Below are 18,956 nucleotides of genomic sequence, written 5' to 3'. Positions count from 1 at the left end.
CACATCGGTGGAAAAAATCAGCGACGCTGATATGGCTATCATCCGCATTAAAGCTCCCGGCCAGGTTTTGGAGGGAATGGGACTGCTGGGCAGGATGTTTAATTCGGGCGACCTGGATTTCAAGGGAAAGGAGAAAACGAAAATTCTGAAAACGATAAATACCGTCCCCACAATTGTTGACATTTATATGGACAGGCCGGCAGTCATTCCCGAGATTGCGATTGCTTCAAAGGCCCTGCTGATTGATTTCGGAGCCAGTGACGAAGCGCTGCTTGATATTGTGTTTGGAAAGTTTGCCCCTTATGGCCGATTGCCCATAGAGATACCGTCATCGATGAGTGCGGTGAAGAAGCAACTGGAGGATTTACCGCACGATTCTGAAAAACCGCTGTATGCGTTTGGGTTCGGGTTAACGTATTAATCTGATTTACGATTTACGATTTTACGATTTACGATTTTACGATTTTACGATTTAGGGATCAGTCCAGAGTTTGAATAGCCCCGGCCTTCAGGCCGGGGTTGATTATTTTTAATCGCTCCGGGTCAGATGCGTCTTATTGACACATTCGACGGCAGTGTATGGTTACATTTCCCCGGCCTGAAGGCCGGGGCTATTGATCCAGTATCCAGCACGACATCCAGTATCTCTTCCCAAAAAAGTACTACCTTTGCAAATCAAAACAACTCATATGAGAATAAAGAAGTCAACTTGTGTTTTTGTAAGTTTAGTTATCGTACTATCGGCATGTTCAGGACGGAAATCCGATAAAACAGCAGAAGAAGGCAATCTGAGCGCATCCACTCTTGTAGCGAGCAACGTTACAACCGGGATTGAAGTAGGGCAGCGTGCTCCCGAGCTTAGTTTTAAATCCCCCGAAGGAAAAGAAATTTCCCTGTCATCCCTGCGCGGAAAGATTGTATTGATCGATTTCTGGGCATCCTGGTGCGGCCCCTGCAGGATGGAAAACCCGAACGTAGTGAATGTTTATAAAAAATATAGCGACAAGCGATTTACCCGTGGCAATGGATTCACCATTTACAGCGTGTCGCTTGATACCGACAAAAGTGCATGGACCAACGGCATAAAAACCGACGGCCTTTTATGGCAAAACCATGTAAGTGATCTGCAGGGCTGGAATTCGGCTCCGGCGGCTTTATATAAAGTACAGGCTATTCCTACGAATTTCCTCATTGATTCCGACGGGATTATTATTGCAACCAATTTGCGTTCAGAAGCACTGGGACAGATGATGGAGAGTCTTTTGAGATAAGAAGAAGACGGGGAGACCCCGAGAAGAAGAGAGGGCGAAGGGGAGACCCGGAAAAAAGAGAGGGAGAGGGGGAGACCCGGAGAAAGGGAGTTTAGATTTGAATCTGAACTCCTTAAACTGACTTCATTTCGTTAGGTAAAGAAAAAGACCTGTCAAAATGTCTTATTCTTTAGAATGGCAGGCATTTTGAGGGTAAAAAAACACATTTTATCAATCGCAAATTAATTTTAAATGACTGGTAAGGACAAAAGTGTTGAACACAGGCACGAACACGCCGGAAAGAAAAAGAATATGGTAAATCAGGGTGATAAGATGGAGGAGAAAGCAGTTCAGGATGCCGAAACCCAGGAAAAGGAAAAGTTATTGGAAGAATTGAAGGCATTCGAGGAGAAATCAAATGAAATGCAGACGGAGTTGAAAGCTTTTGAAGAAAAAAGCCAGGAGCTCCATGATAAATATTTGCGGTTATCGGCTGAATTCGATAATTACAGAAAACGTACCCTGAAGGAAAAGACAGACCTGATAAAGACAGCTTCCGAAGATATTATGATCCGCATTCTTCCCTTTGTGGATGATATTGAACGCGGATTAAAAGCTGTTAATACTACACAGGATATTGAGGCCGTTAAGCAGGGAATGAACCTGATCTATGGCAGGTTTAAAGATTTTTTGCAGCAGAACGGTGTTAAGGAAATAGAGGCACTCAATACTGAATTCAACACCGATGTGCATGAAGCAGTGACTAAAATTCCTGCACCCGATGAAAGTCAGAAAGGCAAAGTTGTTGATGTGGTTGAAAAAGGATACATGTTACACGATAAGGTTATCCGGTATCCTAAAGTAGTTGTTGGTGAATAAGGGAATTAAGAGCTCATCTCATGGCAAAACGCGATTTTTACGAAGTACTTGAAGTTTCAAAAAATGCTTCAGCCGAAGAAATTAAAAAGGCTTACCGCAAGCAGGCTCTGAAATTTCATCCCGACCGTAACCCGGGAGACAAAGAATCCGAAGAGAAATTCAAGGAGGCTGCAGAGGCATATGAAATACTCAGTGATCCCCAGAAAAAACAACGATATGACCAGTTCGGCCATGCCGGTGTCAGCGGGGCAGGAGGTTTCAATGGAGCCGGCGGCATGTCAATGGATGACATATTTTCACATTTCGGTGATATATTCAGTGACCTGGGCTTCGGGGGATTTGGCAACTTCAGTTCACAGGGAAGAGGACGTGGGGGCCGTCAAATGGCAAGGGGCAGCAATCTGCGGTTAAAAGTAAAACTTACACTTGATGAGATTGAAAAAGGCGTTGAAAAGAAATTGAAGGTTTCAAAATATATTCAGTGCGATGTATGCCATGGTACCGGTGCCAAAGACGGTAGTTCGTATAGCACCTGCAGCACCTGCAGGGGATCGGGACATGTAACGCGTGTTACAAGCACTTTTCTTGGCCAGATGCAGACCACACAGGTTTGTCCTGCGTGCGACGGCGATGGTAAAATCATTACAAACAAATGTACAAAATGCTCCGGTGAAGGGGTTATGCGCGGCGAGGAAGTGATTTCACTCCGTATTCCGGCCGGTGTGGCCGAAGGTATGCAGCTTTCGGTTTCAGGAAAGGGAAATGCCGCAAGGCGTGGTGGCATTAACGGTGATCTGCTGGTTATTATTGAAGAAGAAAAGCATCCGGATCTCATCCGTGATGGCAACGATTTGTTGTACAATTTATATGTTTCAGTTTCCCAGGCTTCACTGGGCGCCAATGTTGAAATTCCCACACTCGACGGTAAGGTTAAGATAAAAATAGAACCCGGCACCCAGCCCGGTAAGATCCTCCGACTGAGGGGAAAGGGACTTCCTGAAGTTAACGCATACGGTAAAGGAGATTTACTTGTAAGCATCAACATATGGATACCCAAAAACCTGAGCCGCGAAGAGAAAAAGATTCTTGAAAAGCTCGATGAATCGGAAAACTTCAAACCCAACCCGGATAGCGGCGACCGCAATTTTTTCGACAGGGTAAAGAACTATTTCGAGTAATTGCATAATTTAGGCGGCAAATCGTCTATTTATGTATCTATTCACTGCCAGCAATATCGTTAAGCGATATGCTGCCCACCTGGCACTCGACCATGTTACTGTAAATGTTCCTGAAGGCACTATTTACGGTCTTCTTGGACCGAACGGGGCCGGTAAAACCACTTTACTCCGCATTATCAACCAGATTTCAGGACCTGATGAAGGGGAACTGCGATTCATGGGCAGGCGTTTTGAACCGCAGGATGTGGCTCATATTGGCTATCTCCCTGAAGAAAGGGGCCTTTACAAAAAAATGAAGGTTGGCGAAACGGCTTTGTATTTTGCCCAGCTGAAAGGATTGAAAAAAGCTGACGCTCTGGATAAGCTCAAATACTGGTTTACTAAATTCGAAATCCAGGCATGGTGGAATAAAAAAATTGAAGAACTGTCGAAGGGCATGCAACAAAAGGTTCAGTTCATTACCACTATCATCCATGAGCCGAGGCTACTCATATTTGATGAGCCTTTCAGCGGTTTTGATCCTATTAATACAAACCTGCTTAAAACTGAAATTCTTGAACTGAAAAGAAAGGGGTCGACCATTATCTTTTCCACTCATGATATGGGTTCAGTTGAGGAATTATGCGATAACATTACGCTGATTAATAAATCGAAAACCATACTTGAGGGACCTGTGCACGATATCCGCATGAAATATAAATTAAACACTTATGAAATCGGGTTCAGGGGTAGTGCATCCCAGGTAGTGGCACAGCTTAACGGGCGTTGCCAGGTGCTGGGCGAGTCAGAAAAGAATGGCGTACAGTATGTTAAAGTTAAAGCCGGACAGGGGATGGACGGCAATGACATGCTGAAGCTTGTATTGCCTTCGGTGTCTCTCGTATCTTTCAATGAAGTGATCCCTACGATGAATGAAATTTTCATAAACGTTGTAGAGGCCCAGAACAAACAAAATGCAGACATTAAATGAGTAAAATAAGCCTTATCATAGGTCGCGAGTACCTTACCCGTGTTCGTAAAAAAACATTTATCATAATGACCCTTATTGGTCCTGTCCTTTTTGCTTCACTTATCGTACTTCCCGGGTGGCTGGCAACCGTGGAAGATACAAGTGAATTGCAGATTGCCGTTGTAGAGGCGGGTCCAGACGGGCAGCCTGTACCCTCAGCGGAGCAGAAGTTCAGGAATGTCATTCCCGACAGGCCTAACATGAAGTTTGTTTATCTTGACAATTCCGCCCTGACCGATATCCTTAAGGCTTTCAATGCAACACAGTACGACGTGGTTCTGTACCTTCCACAGTCCATTATGTCAGCGGCCAACTTTGCTCAGGTGGAATTGTATTACAGGAAACCTATAAGTGTGGGTCTTGAAAGCCATATTACGCAATCCCTTGAGAAATTCCTGTTCAACAATAAACTGGCTATTAAACAAATCCCACCAGAAGTGATCCAATCGCTTGAAACCAAAGTTTCACTCTCACGAATCAACTGGAAAAACTGGCCAAATAAGGAAGAAGATACAACCGATATGAAACGGGGCGTGGGATATGTTTCAGGTTTCCTGATCTATATGTTTATTTTCATGTTCGGAACGCAGGTTATGAGGGGTATTCTTGAGGAAAAAACAAGCCGCGTGGTGGAAGTGATCATTTCTTCGGTTAGTCCGTTTCAGCTGATGATGGGCAAAATAGTGGGAATAGCTCTGATAGGGCTTACACAGTTTGTTGCATGGCTTATGCTCACCTATGGAATAACTTTTGCGACAAAAACATTGATGACACCGGATCAGCAGCCACAGACAACGATCAGCGCACCTGCTGAAATGATGAACCAAAGCGCCCCGGATGCTGCCGGTATGCAGAGCCAGGCTGCGCCTTCCGGAAGCCCGCTTTTTTCAATGATGGATATTATCTTCAGACAATTGGGGCAAATGAATTTACCGTTGATCATTGTGTCGTTCCTGTTCTATTTCATTTGCGGGTACCTGCTGTATGCCTCATTGTTCGCAGCCATCGGGGCGGCTGTGGATAACGAGACGGACACGCAGCAATTCATGCTGCCTATATCCATTCCTTTGATATTAGGGTTATTCGTAATGATCAATTCGTTTCTGAATCCTTCAGGTAAACTGGCTGTCATATTTTCAATGATCCCGCTTACATCGCCCATTGTAATGATGGCACGTATCCCGTTTGGCGTGCCGACGGTTCAGTTACTGGCATCTGCCGTTCTGCTTGTGATTACCTTCCTGGGAACTACCTGGCTTGCCGCCAAAATTTACCGCACCGGTATATTAATGTACGGCAAAAAGGCCAGTTATGGGGAGTTGTGGAAGTGGATTAAATACTAATGCGATAATATGCCAATGTGCTAATGTGCCAATATGGTAATATGTCCTTTTTTATAATTGGCACATTGACTCATTGTATTTGATAATTAATAGCCCCGGCTTTCAGTGGTATGTGATAATAAATAGCCCCGGCTTTCAGGCCGGGGGAATGTGATAAAAGATGAATCCCGTCAAATGTGTCATTGGAGCCGGCAAAGCAAAGTCAGTACAGAAACATTCTACAGGACAGTTTTTTATTCACCAAACCCCCGGCCTGAAGTACGGGGTAATTGACAAGGATTCCAAATCGTAAATCGTAAATCTTACATTGGATTCCAAATCGTAAATCGTAAATCGTACATTTACTGTGGCTTTCCGGCTTTGATTTTTTTTATCCGCAAAAAGCAGTACTTTAGCAGGTCTATTGCCTTAATTGTGGATATATTACATACTTGAAAAATGCGAGTATCTGTTATTGACCTTGGAACAAACACGTTTAATCTGCTGATCGTTGAAACAGCCGATGATCAGTCGTACCGCATCGTTTATAACAGCAAATTACCGGTTAAACTGGGTAAGAGCGGTATTGACAAGAAAGAAATCAGGCCCGACGCCATCACCCGCGGAATGAATGCTCTTGAGCGGCACATGGCCACAATAAAAGAATTCAAATCAGATAAAGTAATCGCCATTGCCACGTCAGGCATTCGCAGTGCCCGTAACGGCGAGCAGTTTGTAAAAATGATCCAGCAGCGTTTCGGTCTTGAAGTTGAGATTATTTCAGGGGACCGTGAGGCGGAATTGATTTATAACGGAGTAAGACAGGCTATTGAATTAACCAACGAAAAAGTGCTGATCCTTGACATCGGAGGAGGCAGTAACGAATTTATAATCGCCGACCGCGACAACATCTTCTGGAAAAAAAGCTATCCTCTTGGCGTGGCCCGCCTGCTTGCAAAATTTAAACCGTCCGATCCCATTTCAATTGAAGAAATTGAATTCATTTCAAACTACCTTGAAGAAAGACTTTCTGACCTGTTTGAGGAATTCAGGAAACATAAAATTACAACGCTGGTTGGCGCATCGGGATCGTTTGAAACGATTGTTTCCATGATCAGGGCAGAAGATCCTGCTTCAGAGTCAGAAACCTCAATTATTCCGCAGTCGGTTGTCATTGATCTCACCGATTTTGAGAACCTCTACCAGAAACTGATCAACTCCACATTAAAGGAAAGGAAGCAAATGAAAGGCCTTGAGAGTATGAGGCTCGAGATGATCGTCCTGGCCACTCTCATAGTTAAATTTGTTCTTCAGAAACTGAAACTTTCCCGCCTTGTCCAGTCGAACTTCGCACTGAAGGAAGGCGTTGTGTACGAATTAATAAACTGCAAGACCGTTACCTTATAATCCATGGCTGCAATCCTGGTTATTGATGATGAAAAAAGCATCCGCAATACCCTGCAGGAGGTGCTTGAATACGAAAACCATAAGGTTGATGTGGCAACCAACGGAGCCGAAGGAATAGAGCTTTTCAGCACCAACTCCTATGACATAGTGCTTTGCGATATCAAAATGCCCGGAATGGACGGCATTGAAGTGCTTGAGAAATTGCATGAAAAAGCGCATGATGTGCCTATTATCATGATATCGGGACATGGCAATATCGATACTGCCGTGGAAGCCATTAAAAAAGGGGCATACGACTTCATTGAAAAACCTCTTGACCTGAACCGCCTGCTGGTAACCATGCGCAATGCCATGGAGCGCAATGATCTTGTAAGTGAAACCAAGGTATTGAAACGCCGGATCAGCAAAACATACGATATTGTGGGTGAATCACCCTCCATCCATAAGGTTACTGAAATGATCGAGAGGGTAGCACCTACCGATGCCCGCGTTTTAATTACCGGTGACAACGGTACGGGTAAAGAACTTGTAGCCCGCTGGCTGCATGAGAAAAGTCCGAGAGCCCCCATGCCCTTTGTGGAGGTAAACTGTGCTGCCATCCCTTCTGAACTTATAGAAAGTGAACTTTTCGGTCACGAAAAAGGCGCATTTACTTCTGCCATCAAGCAGCGCAAGGGAAAATTCGAACAGGCTCACCAGGGAACCCTGTTCCTGGATGAAGTGGGAGACATGAGCCTTTCTGCCCAGGCCAAGGTGTTGCGGGCTTTGCAGGAACACAAAATATCCCGTGTGGGAAGCGATAAAGACATTGAAGTGGATGTAAGGGTGATTGCTGCAACCAACAAAAACCTGAAGGACGAGATCAACCAGAAGAATTTCAGGGAAGATCTTTATCACAGGCTTTCCGTTATCATAATCCACGTGCCGTCACTCAATGAACGGCTTGAAGACCTTCCGCTGCTGGCCGATTATTTCATCGAACAGATTTGTTCGGAATATGGCCGTTCAAAAACAACGATACTTCCTGAGGCAATAGCCGAGCTGCAAAAAATTAACTGGACAGGAAATGTGCGTGAATTCAGGAATGTGCTTGAAAGGCTGATCATACTGGCCGACCGTGAGATCACGGCCGCGGATGTTCTTGCATATGCCCAGCCGATTTCAAAATGAATTAGAGGTAGGTTGTTTTGGGGCAAATTTATAAATTGGTGAGTTGGATAATTGTGGACAATCATTATAACATCTCTAAACTTATAGCTATTATTTCACCTTTATTAATAACCAAAACTAAAAACCATGAAACTTTTTTTTTATTCTATTTTCATTTTAATTATTTTCTATAGTTGTCAAGAAAATTTCCTTCTCGATGAAGAAAAAAATTACTCAAGCGGTTTTGATGACCAATTAAAATCTACTGTGTATAATACCAATTGGACAAGAATTCCAGGAGGTGATGAATTTGAATATACTGGTAATCCAAATCCAAATATCTGGCAAAATGGTCCATGGTTTACTTATCGTTTTAGATTTCCTAATAGAAACGATGAATTTGCTTGGGGGTTTATTGCATATTCACCTCAAACATTCTATCCTGAAGACAGTCCATTTAATCTGTCAAATTGTTGGACTACACCTGGTAAAATAGTAACTTATTCAATTCCAGCAAGAGTTGACGGGCATAATCTAATTATTGAATCAAAGCATGACTATATTGCACCAAATGGTGTGAAATGTGATTTTGCTACTGGAAGTGTTCAAGCATACACAGGAATACAATATAAATATATTGAAATTAAAGCAGATCTACCGACTGGAAATATTATTGGTTCAGCATTTGGTTTAGAAGGGCCTGATGATATAAACGCTTTTGAAACAGACGGTTGGCGACCGTTTGTATTACCTACCAATATACACAAAACCATAATAAATGGAAATGATACATCATATTATTCTTTTCAGGAAGAAACACCTCTTAGTACTGATATAAGAAATGGTTGGCACATTTTTGGATTAGAATGGACTCCTGCATTTGTTACTTGGTATGTAGACAACAAATATGTTCGTACATTTTGGCAATCAGAATATATTGGCTCTGCCTTGAAATATATTAATCTAGGTTGTAACCTGCCACCTGCTAGTATGTATTTAAGCACTGAAACTATAAATAGAGAGGCAAATTTAAATACTCCTTTTGAAGACTTTAAGATAGATTATTTAAGAATTTATGATAGAAGACCAACAACTGCATTGTTTTTGTCTACAATTAATAATACACCTACAATTAAAGAGCTTGCTAATTATCCTGTTGAGATGTGGAATTTAGATTGGGATAAAGTTGTTCCAGGCAATTTTAATACAGATACTTACACAGATTTATTAATATATAATAGTATAGAAGGCAAAGCACAATGTTTAACCACCGATGGTTCTGGTAATACACAAATCTTACGTGAATATTCAGGTTGGCGAAAAACTTGGAGCCAGGTAATCACAGGAAATTTTGGAGGAAGTAATTTATCTGATATACTGCTTTATGATAATACTACAGGTGAATTATGTTTTATCTCAATTGATGGTACTTTTAGTTCAATCACAAATATTCAAGGAATAAGTAAAACGTTAAAGATTTATAAAGGTAACTTCAATGGAAATGGTTATGAAGATTTAATGTTTTATGATGCTGCAAATGGTACAGCGAATTTTTATAGTGTTTCTTCACTGAATAATTTAAGTTTAATTAAATCATGTACTGGATGGAGGAAAACTTGGGAGGTAACAGTCGGTAATTTTGGAGGAAGTTCTCTAACGGATGTTTTATTATATGATAAACACACAAATGATGGTCAGATGGGAGAGGGGTATTATTATTCTTTGGATGGCACATTCTCATCTACATCCACTATGACACCATGGCGTAAAACCTGGAAAATCATTTCAGGTAACTTCAATACTTCTACTTCCACAGATGACTTATTATTTTATGATACTAATAACAATGGGAATGCTTATTTTTTTACAACTCCTTCAACTACTCAAATTAATCAATATGGATATTATACCAATTGGAATCCTTCTTGGGATATTTTAATAGCTGGCCAATTTTCAAACACATCAAATACTGATTTACTTTTATTAGATCGATAATATATTTTAAACATCATAACACAAAAGGAATACATAGGTAATAGGCGAGAATCTTGGCTTCGGTATGATTTTTGTTTCTCGAATATTCTTTATTCAATTCCTATTATCTATTTCCCTTTGTACAAATACATAACTTCGATGGGTAATTACCAACTTCCATTATCGATTTTGGAATATAACTATCTGTTGAAAGGAATTTTATTGTCACATTTTAATTTTCATGTTAATACAGGGGATTATCAAGCGACACCTATACAGTTATTGATTGCTATTGTTTCAAGGATCATTAATTTATTCAGGCCCTGACTAGTCACTCTAGAATACTTTCATGATAAAACCTGGTTAAATACTGATTGATTTGAATAAACCAATTAAATCACCGTGGCTGGCTGACATAGCTGCATTTCTGCCCATACCTCTTGTTTACTTTGGTTTATGCCTTATTTATATCAGGTTAATTGTTTCATATGCAACCAGTGGAATTGATCCCGAATTCAACTACCTGTTCAACGGCATCCTGTTGTCGCATCTGAAATTTCACCTGAATGCCATTGGTCACCCGGGGACCCCGATACAGGTTCTTATTGCAGTGGTTTCACGGGTAATTCACCTTTTCCGCCCGGGCGGCACTCTGTGGGATGATGTCATACTCAACCCTGATATTTATATTCGTTCTGTCTTATATACTGCCGCTGTAATTAATGCATCCGTCCTTTTTTTTACAGGCCGGTTCATGTACCGAAAAACCGGATCATTGATAGCCTCCCTCATAATACAGTTAACACCTTTCGCGTTCGTACTTACCCTGGAAGAATCGAACCGAATGATGCCCGAGCTGATCATGCCATCTATAATTTGCCTGTGGATCATTCTCTTAATTAAAGTGTTGAAGAATGATGACAGCAGATATCCTCTGTTATTTGGTTTGCTGGCTAGTTTCAGCCTGTCGGACAAACTGACGTTTATTCCCTTTGTTTTTCTCCCTATGTTCCTTATACAGGGCGCAAAATCAAAGCTGAACTACATGGGATGGTTGATCGTATCGTTTTTAGTATTTGCATTTCCTGTTATGTTCAACAGTCACAAGTTTATAACGTGGGTAACCGACCTGTTCACCCATAAAGGCGTATATGGTTCGGGTGAAAAGGGAATAATTGACTGGAACACTTTCGTGAATAACCTCAGGTTCATATTGGGCAATACCATACAGATTTTAATTCCTGTAGCTTTTTTAATTGTTTTGACTGTATACATGGCCCTTTCAGGTAAGATTAAAAAACGTGCCATTTACCTGGTGGCCGGGCTTATATTTGTTTTTGCCCTACAATATGCCATTACAGCAAAACATTTTGCATTTTATTATCTGACACCAACGTTGCTGATGGCTGTATTTGCAGGTTACCTGGTGTATGAACTGTTAAAGGGAACTCTCAGGCCTGCTATTCTGAAATGGCTGCCTGAAGTTTTGCTACTGGTTTTTGGAATCATGCTTCTTGTTATTAACGTCCCTAAAGTTGTCCACCAGCTTAACGATATGGCCGAAAGAAAAAGTATTAAACAAGAGGCTTTCCTGAAATTTGAACCAATTCTTAAAAATAGTCCCAGAATTATTGCTCCTGACTATTTTGGTTGCTCATCCCCGGAATACGCCCTGATGTTTGGACTGCATGAGAGCGGCCGGTATAATAAAATAGTGCTGGCAGAAATTGAAAAACATTATCCCGGCACCACCTTCTACCTTGAATGGGGTGATATTTACTACAAATGGAATGCAGAAATTGCAGCTGAAAAGGTCATGGAACGAGGACGATTGTATACTTTGCTGATTAAAGGTTATACAGAGGACAAGTTGAGAAAAATCGTTACATCTTTATCGGGCGATACAACTGCCGATGTGAAGGTTACCATGCTTGCTGAATCGAAGGAGACTAATGAAGCGGCATTTTCAATCATTAAATACTGAGTATGGATACCTGTATTCTTTGCGGCGGCAACAGCTTTCAGTCTATGTACGACAGCACGCTGAAAAAGTGCACACACTGTGGATTTGTCACGGCTAATATGGAAATCAGTGCGGAAATCCTAAAGGATACCTACAGCATCAATTATTTTAAAGGTGAAGAATATATGGATTATGAGAAGGATAAAGAAATCCTTCAGCAAAATTTTGAAAAGCGGATAAAACTTGTAAAGCAAATTTCGGGCGCAGGTATTCCAGTAACTGACTGTTTTGAAATAGGATGCGCATATGGTTTTTTTGGTGAAGTTTTGCTTAAACATATAAAAACAAATTATAAGGGAATTGATGTTGTGCCTGAAGCCACTGGCTATGCAAAAGAGGTTCTTAAGCTTGATGTAATGTCGGGGGATTACCTTCAGCAGCCTGCACCGGCAGTATTATATTCAGACATTTTTATGTGGGATGTGATTGAGCACCTTGAGTATCCCGGGAAATTTTTAAAAAAGTCAGCTGCTGAACTCCGAAAGGGTGGGCGGATTTATATTACAACCGGGGATATTTCATCGACACTTGCACGCTTAAAAGGCCGCAACTGGCGAATGATTCATCCCCCCAGCCACATACATTATTTTTCAAAAAAGCATCTTATCAGGTTGCTCGATCAAAATGGTTTCAGTACCGTACATGTTTCTTATCCCCCGATTTACCGCAGTTTAAGGCAGATTTTTTATTCACTGTTTCTATTGAAGAAGTCCGGAAAGATATCAGTCAAACTTTTTAACTTAATCCCATCAAACTTGAACATTCCGTTTAATACTTTTGATATTATACTTATAGCTGCCGTGAAAAACTAATTCAAGGCTAATATGACGCGAAAGACAAAGGTTGGTATTATAGTGCCCTGTTACAATGATCAGGAGGTTGTTGAAACTACAGTTAAAACGCTGCTTGAACTTTTAGAAACCTATACAAAAGAAGATTTGGTTTCAGCTGACAGCTTTCTGGGTCTCGTTGATGACCGAAGCAATGATTCTACCTGGGATATGATAAAGGAGCTGGCCCGGATGCATAGCCAGATAAAAGCTATCCGGCTTTCAGCAAACAGGGGTCATCAATACGCTCTGGTGGCCGGTTTATTGGAGTTTAACTCACAAGCTGACTGCCTGGTTTCTATCGATGCGGATCTCCAGGATGATGTACAGGTGATTGGTGAAATGATTAAGAGATTTCAGGATGGCAATGAAATTGTTTACGGTGTGCGGAAGAGTCGCTATTCCGATTCAGTTTTTAAAAGAGTATCAGCGCTTACGTTTCACAGAATTTTGAAAGTCTTTAATAAAGAAGCAATTCTCAACCATTCCGACTTCAGGCTTATTAGCCAAAGAGTGCTTGACGAATTCAGTAATTACACGGAAGTAAATCTGTATCTGAGAGGATTGTTTCCATCCATGGGTTTTAGCACAGCCATAGTATATTATGATCGCAAAAGGCGGATGACGGGTAAAACAAAATACCCGGTCACCAAAATGCTATCACTGGCACTTGATGGCATAGCATCTTTCAGCGTTGTTCCACTTCGTTTCATCACAATCATAGGATTCCTGGTATTTTTCATTTGTGTATTGCTCATGATTTATGCACTTGCAGCCTTTATAAACAATAAAACTATTCCGGGGTGGTTTTCAACAGTTCTTCCTTTCTATTTCCTTGGAGGAGTACAAATATTATGCATCGGTATAATTGGCGAATATCTTGGGAAAATTTATAAGGAAGTAAAACGCCGTCCGAGATACCTTGTGGATGAAAGGCTTCAATAATGGGAGAAACTGTATTTACAAATGAATTTAACGGACATTTCAGAAGATATTCATTGACTGATCTTCAGCAATCTCAAACGCAACTGCACTTTGTAAAATGCGGGTATTATTTTCATATCCTTTACCGTAAAACTAAAAGCACCACAAAAAATGCAAATCGTTGTGCACACGCTTTGTCCCTGGTTTTGCAACCTGGTTATCATTTTCTTCTGTCAAATTGGAGGGGGACATCATGTTTAGTAGTTTATCAAATCGCGAAGTGAAAGCATTTAATACAGTAAGAGGAAGACAGATTATTTTATGGAGCCTGGTATTGTTATTCTTTTTTATTTACACGCTGCAGGTTGTATTGAATCACTTTTTCTTAAGGACCTACGCCCTGGATTATGGTTTTTATAACCAGGCTTTTTGGGATTTTGCCCATTTAAGGACTAACAGCAATACGGTTTTTGAACCACCCCTGGAAACATATTTCCAAATACATCCTGGCTTCACGTTATTACTGATTTCACCGTTATACTGGATATTTACCCCCATTTTTGGCACATATTCCCTGCTTATTATTCAAAACATTTTTATTGTGTCAGGAGGGTATTGCGTTTATCTTTTGATAAAGGAAAAAACCTGCAATTTCTGGTTAGCCATATTGGCTTTCCTGCACTTTAACGTTATATGGGGACATTACAGTGCATTATCATCTGATTTTATTGAAACCACAATCGCTGCATCCATGGTGCCGGCATTTCTCCTGTATTTTAACCGTCGAAAATTCTTCTTATCATGTATAGTATTCCTCTTCATTATAACATGCAAAGAGAATATGCCATTATGGTTCATATTTATTTCTGTTACGTTAATTTTAAGCTATAAAGAAAAGGACGCTAAAATGTTTTCACTTGGCCTGGCTATTTTTTCTTTATTGTATTTCTTGTTTTTATTTGCATTTCTGATTCCACACTTTGAAAGGCCGGGGCTTCCCTACGGAGGATTTGCTTACACTGCCCTGGGTAAAACCCCTGGAGAGGCTTTACAATTCATTTTCACACATCCATTTCAAACGTTTCGTTTATTGTTTATTAATCACCTGGGTGACCCCTCCTATAATTTTATAAAAGCAGAATTTTATAAAGTATTCCTGGTTTCAGGGGGGATCCTGCTATTGATACGCCCTGTTTATATTATCCCTTTCATCCCCATTATTGCACAAAAAATGCTAAATGATTCGATTGGACGATGGGGTATACTTGGGTTCTATTCAATTGAGGCGGTTTCCATCCTGAGTGTGTTTGTTTTTTTCGCAGTTGACCGGATCAGTAACACAAGTTACAAAGTCATTTTGTGTAGTATTCTTTGTATTTCAACGTTCAGTGTTACCCTTAACAAGTTAGATCAGCGAACATCTCTCTGGTATGATATCAGTAAAGAGAACATGTTGAAAAGTTCTTTCTATAAGTCGGATATGGATGTAAGAAAAATAAGGAGGCAGATAGCTTCTTTTGTTCCTGCTGATTCATCTTTTGCTGCTTCACAATCAATTGTCCCCCATTTCTCACAACGCAAAAAGTCTTATATTTTTCCTTTTGTTCACGATGCCCGGTATATTGTAATATTGAAAGATAACAGACCTTACCCTCTCACGCCGGAACAGTTCGAGTCACAAATGAGTAAATATAGGGCAAGTCCGGATTGGGAATGTGTTTTGGACGATCATCCCCTGTTAATTCTCAGGAGGGTGACTAACGGGAATAACAGATAACCTGGAGCATATTGTTTTTCCAGGCACCATTTGCCGATTCACGGTATACATCTGTGTTTTTGTATCTCAATAATAAATCATCAATTACCAGTGTTTTGTTCCTTAATTCTTTATTCTGAACAATCAGAATAATTTTATTTTTCGAATCCGACATTTTATAGGTGAATTCTACAAGGGCTTTGTCATCCTGAATTGTTGCTGTTTGTTTTGAAACCACAAAATTTTGTATATTCAGGGCGGTTCCATCCCTGGATATTTCTTTAAGTATAATCCTGGTCCTGGGATACAAATCCCCTGAGATATGATCTAGCCAGAAAGAGACAGTGATGTTTTTAAATGTATCTGTCGTTGGTATATATCCTTTGAACAGTTCATTCCGGTCTTTAGCCTTCCCAGTAAAACACCCTTTGTTTTCATGCTTTCCGATGTCCAGGCTATCAAAATCGAGGTATTGAAAAGTCAACAGCGAATCAGTTGACCAAATACCATTATGATCGAACAGCTTCCTTTCTGATAATTCCCTTTTAACGGCAAGGGCAACAGAATCGGCAATTTCACTGAAAGCGCTGAAAGGCAACTCATAAATCCCAAATGTCCCACTGGAATCAATCCGGACCGAATGATCGATGAGTAATTTTTCATGAATGCTTAAATAATCGCTTCCGGAGACAATTAACAAAAAAGGTTTTTTCGAAGGAAACCTGTCCATGTTCAGACTATTGCAGGGAGGGCCTAGCATCAGGGAAATATTCTCAATTGTCTGATGGAGTGATGTGCGGCTTAACATAACGCCCATGCACGGAAGGCCGCTGTTTTTAATTGTTACATAGCTTTTGGTAATCATGTCAGCGTCCTTGTCGATCCAAAAGTTTTCTGAACCCACATGAAAATAGGGTATTGGGATAAATGCCTGGTATCGGGATAAATCAATTCTTTTTATCCAGCTGTTTTCAGATAATTTCAACGCACGGTCGGTAAGAGCAGGAATGTCATTTTCGAGCCATCTGCCGCGATTTCTGATGTTGTACCAGCCATCGATACATAGTATCAGCAAGGCAAAAGCAAAAACAACCCATTTCAGCCTTTTTACATGTTCTTTTTGCCACCATTTCCAGAGCCAGTAAACGGTAACTATGTTCATGATATAGAAAAAAATCCATGAAAACCGGGCAATACCCCGCATTTGTCTTATAGGTCCGATTAAATCGATAAGCCACCGCAGACCTAAAATGAAAGGCAAACCGAAAGAATACAGCAAAGCGGCAAACGATGCCCAGAACATAACATTGAGGTTCTTGTCAGAAACAATTGACAATGCAGCTGCATATTGCTTTTTTACCAGGTTATTTAATAAGCGCACCACAAAGAACATCGTACCCGCAAAGGCCAGCAGGCCTATAAAGGCATAGCCTTCCCAGTCGATATAGCTTGTATTTATGAAATGATGAAGAAACTGACCGTAAGGTCTGTTCATTGGCAGCAAAACGCTTTGCGGGTATGCCCTGTAATACAAAAATCCCCATGGGTATGATGGCCGGTCGGTAATGTGATCTGAGATGTAAAAAGCCTGAAGGATGAGAAAGGGCAGGATTAACTGTACTAAGAGATGAATTGCAAGGATTGTTTTGCTTTGAAATATTTTATTTTCATTAAAAAAATAATAACCATAGAGAAACAGCAGAAGAACGGCAAAAAAACCATACATGTAAAAGTGAGCAAGTGCGCCAGCCAGCATGTAAAGGAAGATGATTACCGAAAGAAAGACTGAAGGTTTTCTGAAGAAATTAAGGAGCAAAAGGATCATAAAAGGAATCGCACAAACATAACTGAGGTTAAAATGGCCTCCAAACCGGTCAATTTGGGGGCTCATACAGGCAATAGCAAGAGATGCGATTACGGAGGGTACAACGCCGACTCCAAGCTGGGAAAATATAATATACAATATAAGGGGTGTAATTGCAAGTGAGAGCAACATAAGGATATTGATTATTCCCAATGTATAATCTGAAATGTCCGTAATATTTGCTGAGATAAATTTCAGGGTATTGCTTATGAGAGGCTGGTTATTTGCAAAAAATTCATGTTCCCCGTAGGGGTAATTCATGGAGTTACATCGCATATATGAAGTGTCGTACCGGATGTGATATTCCATATTGACATAACTTTGCATTCCATCACCGCCGGATGCAAAGCATACCGTATTGAGTTTCCCGAAAAGATTACCAAAGAATACGGCGAGTATTGTAAAGGAAAGAATCAGAACGGTTAGTAAACCGGTTATTTTGCGGGCTTTTTCATTCATCCGTTTATCTGTTCCTTGATAAAATAGAGAGGTCGTGATTTTGATTCATTGAATATTCGGGCCAGATATTCCCCTATGATGCCAATAGAAAGCAGCTGAATACCTCCCAGCAGCAATACAGTAACCAACAATGAAGTCCATCCCTGGATTGTTTTACCATTTATGTGCTGAATAATGGCGTATACAGCATAAGCCAAACCGGCCAGAAAGACAATAATTCCCATATAAGAAGCAATCCTGAGAGGCCTCGATGAAAACGATGTGATTCCGTCAGCGGCGAAGTGCAGCATCCTGCGAAGCGTGTACTTTGATTTTCCTGCAAACCTGGGAGGGCATTCATAAGGAAAAACCGTTTGCCGGAATCCCATCCAGCTTACCAGTCCCCGTGTAAACCTGTCGCGCTCGCCGAATTGCAGAAAGGCATCCAGCGCTTTGCGGCTCATAAGCCTGAAATCGGAGGAGCCTTCCGGGATGTTCACCTGGGCTATCCGGTTAATGATCCGGTAAAAGTATTTTGATGTTACTTTTTTGAATGCTCCTGTTTCTTTTCCGTCAATGCGGCGGGTATTCACTATGTCGAACCCGGATTCATGTTGTTTCAGCAGTTCAGGAATCACGTTGGGCGGGTGCTGGAGGTCGGCATCCATTGTAATTATCAGGTTTCCCTGCGCCTGCTGCAGGCCGGCCATTAAAGCTACCTGGTGGCCGAAGTTGCGGGAGAGGGAGAGGCCGGTAACATTTTTATTAAGCGCGCAAATGGTTCTGACCTTATCAAATGAGCCATCCGAGCTTCCGTCATCCACTAAAATAATCTCTGAAGGTTTGCCGATTTGCTGAATAACACTTTGCAATTCAAGTACCAGTTGATCAAGATTGTCAGTTTCGTTAAATAGGGGAATAACAATGCTTAATTCGGGCATTTTGGGTTTTGT

At 41.0% G+C, this 18,956-nt stretch carries 15 protein-coding genes; 13 read left to right on the top strand and 2 right to left on the bottom strand.

Translation table 11 applies throughout. The features are described from left to right. The 13 genes from VK179_06555 to VK179_06495 all read left to right on the top strand — a co-directional run. A partial coding sequence (locus VK179_06555; protein HLO58384.1) for a glycoside hydrolase family 3 C-terminal domain-containing protein occupies nucleotides 1-421 on the top strand: 421 nt, incomplete at its 5' end. Nucleotides 422-689: 268 nt separating this feature from the next. Continuing rightward, entirely contained in the window at nucleotides 690-1,271 is a 582-nt protein-coding gene (locus VK179_06550) for a TlpA disulfide reductase family protein (protein ID HLO58383.1), read from the top strand. A gap of 231 nt (nucleotides 1,272-1,502) precedes the next feature. Then, nucleotides 1,503-2,129, top strand: coding sequence for a nucleotide exchange factor GrpE (locus tag VK179_06545; protein HLO58382.1), 627 nt, complete (start codon nucleotides 1,503-1,505; stop codon nucleotides 2,127-2,129). A gap of 20 nt (nucleotides 2,130-2,149) precedes the next feature. Beyond that, the gene (gene dnaJ, locus VK179_06540) at nucleotides 2,150-3,307 is read left to right on the top strand and encodes a molecular chaperone DnaJ (protein HLO58381.1); all 1,158 of its coding nucleotides are present in this window, start codon (nucleotides 2,150-2,152) and stop codon (nucleotides 3,305-3,307) included. Nucleotides 3,308-3,338: 31 nt separating this feature from the next. Then, the gene (locus tag VK179_06535) at nucleotides 3,339-4,277 is read left to right on the top strand and encodes an ATP-binding cassette domain-containing protein (protein HLO58380.1); all 939 of its coding nucleotides are present in this window, start codon (nucleotides 3,339-3,341) and stop codon (nucleotides 4,275-4,277) included. Then, nucleotides 4,274-5,659, top strand: a complete 1,386-nt coding sequence (locus tag VK179_06530; GenBank protein ID HLO58379.1) for an ABC transporter permease — start codon at nucleotides 4,274-4,276, stop codon at nucleotides 5,657-5,659. The genes VK179_06535 and VK179_06530 overlap by 4 nt, the downstream gene beginning before the upstream one ends. A 438-nt stretch (nucleotides 5,660-6,097) precedes the next feature. Then, entirely contained in the window at nucleotides 6,098-7,045 is a 948-nt protein-coding gene (locus VK179_06525) for a hypothetical protein (protein HLO58378.1), read from the top strand. A gap of 3 nt (nucleotides 7,046-7,048) precedes the next feature. Beyond that, nucleotides 7,049-8,215: a sigma-54 dependent transcriptional regulator gene (locus VK179_06520; protein HLO58377.1), complete on the top strand. Its 1,167-nt coding sequence runs from the start codon at nucleotides 7,049-7,051 to the stop codon at nucleotides 8,213-8,215. A gap of 126 nt (nucleotides 8,216-8,341) precedes the next feature. Continuing rightward, a complete protein-coding gene (locus VK179_06515; protein HLO58376.1) occupies nucleotides 8,342-10,189 on the top strand; it encodes a family 16 glycosylhydrolase in 1,848 nt (615 codons plus the stop codon). Nucleotides 10,190-10,547: 358 nt separating this feature from the next. Then, on the top strand, nucleotides 10,548-12,152 hold the full coding sequence (locus VK179_06510; GenBank protein HLO58375.1) for a hypothetical protein: 1,605 nt from the start codon (nucleotides 10,548-10,550) through the stop codon (nucleotides 12,150-12,152). 2 nt (nucleotides 12,153-12,154) lie between these two features. After that, nucleotides 12,155-13,003, top strand: coding sequence for a class I SAM-dependent methyltransferase (locus VK179_06505; protein ID HLO58374.1), 849 nt, complete (start codon nucleotides 12,155-12,157; stop codon nucleotides 13,001-13,003). Nucleotides 13,004-13,015: 12 nt separating this feature from the next. Next, entirely contained in the window at nucleotides 13,016-13,966 is a 951-nt protein-coding gene (locus VK179_06500) for a glycosyltransferase family 2 protein (GenBank protein ID HLO58373.1), read from the top strand. Between the two features lie 232 nt (nucleotides 13,967-14,198). Continuing rightward, nucleotides 14,199-15,722: a DUF2079 domain-containing protein gene (locus tag VK179_06495; protein ID HLO58372.1), complete on the top strand. Its 1,524-nt coding sequence runs from the start codon at nucleotides 14,199-14,201 to the stop codon at nucleotides 15,720-15,722. On the opposite strand, the gene VK179_06490 is transcribed toward VK179_06495, so the two are convergent. Both VK179_06490 and VK179_06485 read right to left on the bottom strand, forming a co-directional pair. Next, complete coding sequence (locus tag VK179_06490; GenBank protein HLO58371.1) at nucleotides 15,703-18,024, bottom strand: hypothetical protein; 2,322 nt, start codon at nucleotides 18,022-18,024, stop codon at nucleotides 15,703-15,705. The genes VK179_06495 and VK179_06490 overlap by 20 nt on opposite strands. Further along, on the bottom strand, nucleotides 18,021-18,944 hold the full coding sequence (locus tag VK179_06485; GenBank protein HLO58370.1) for a glycosyltransferase family 2 protein: 924 nt from the start codon (nucleotides 18,942-18,944) through the stop codon (nucleotides 18,021-18,023). The genes VK179_06490 and VK179_06485 overlap by 4 nt, the downstream gene beginning before the upstream one ends. Nucleotides 18,945-18,956 lie beyond the last annotated feature (12 nt).

The sequence above is a fragment of the Bacteroidales bacterium genome, from assembly GCA_035299085.1.
In the GTDB taxonomy this organism is placed as follows: domain Bacteria; phylum Bacteroidota; class Bacteroidia; order Bacteroidales; family UBA10428; genus UBA5072.
Note: the sequence above shows the minus strand (reverse complement) of the source record. Positions and strands in the feature narration are given on the sequence as shown.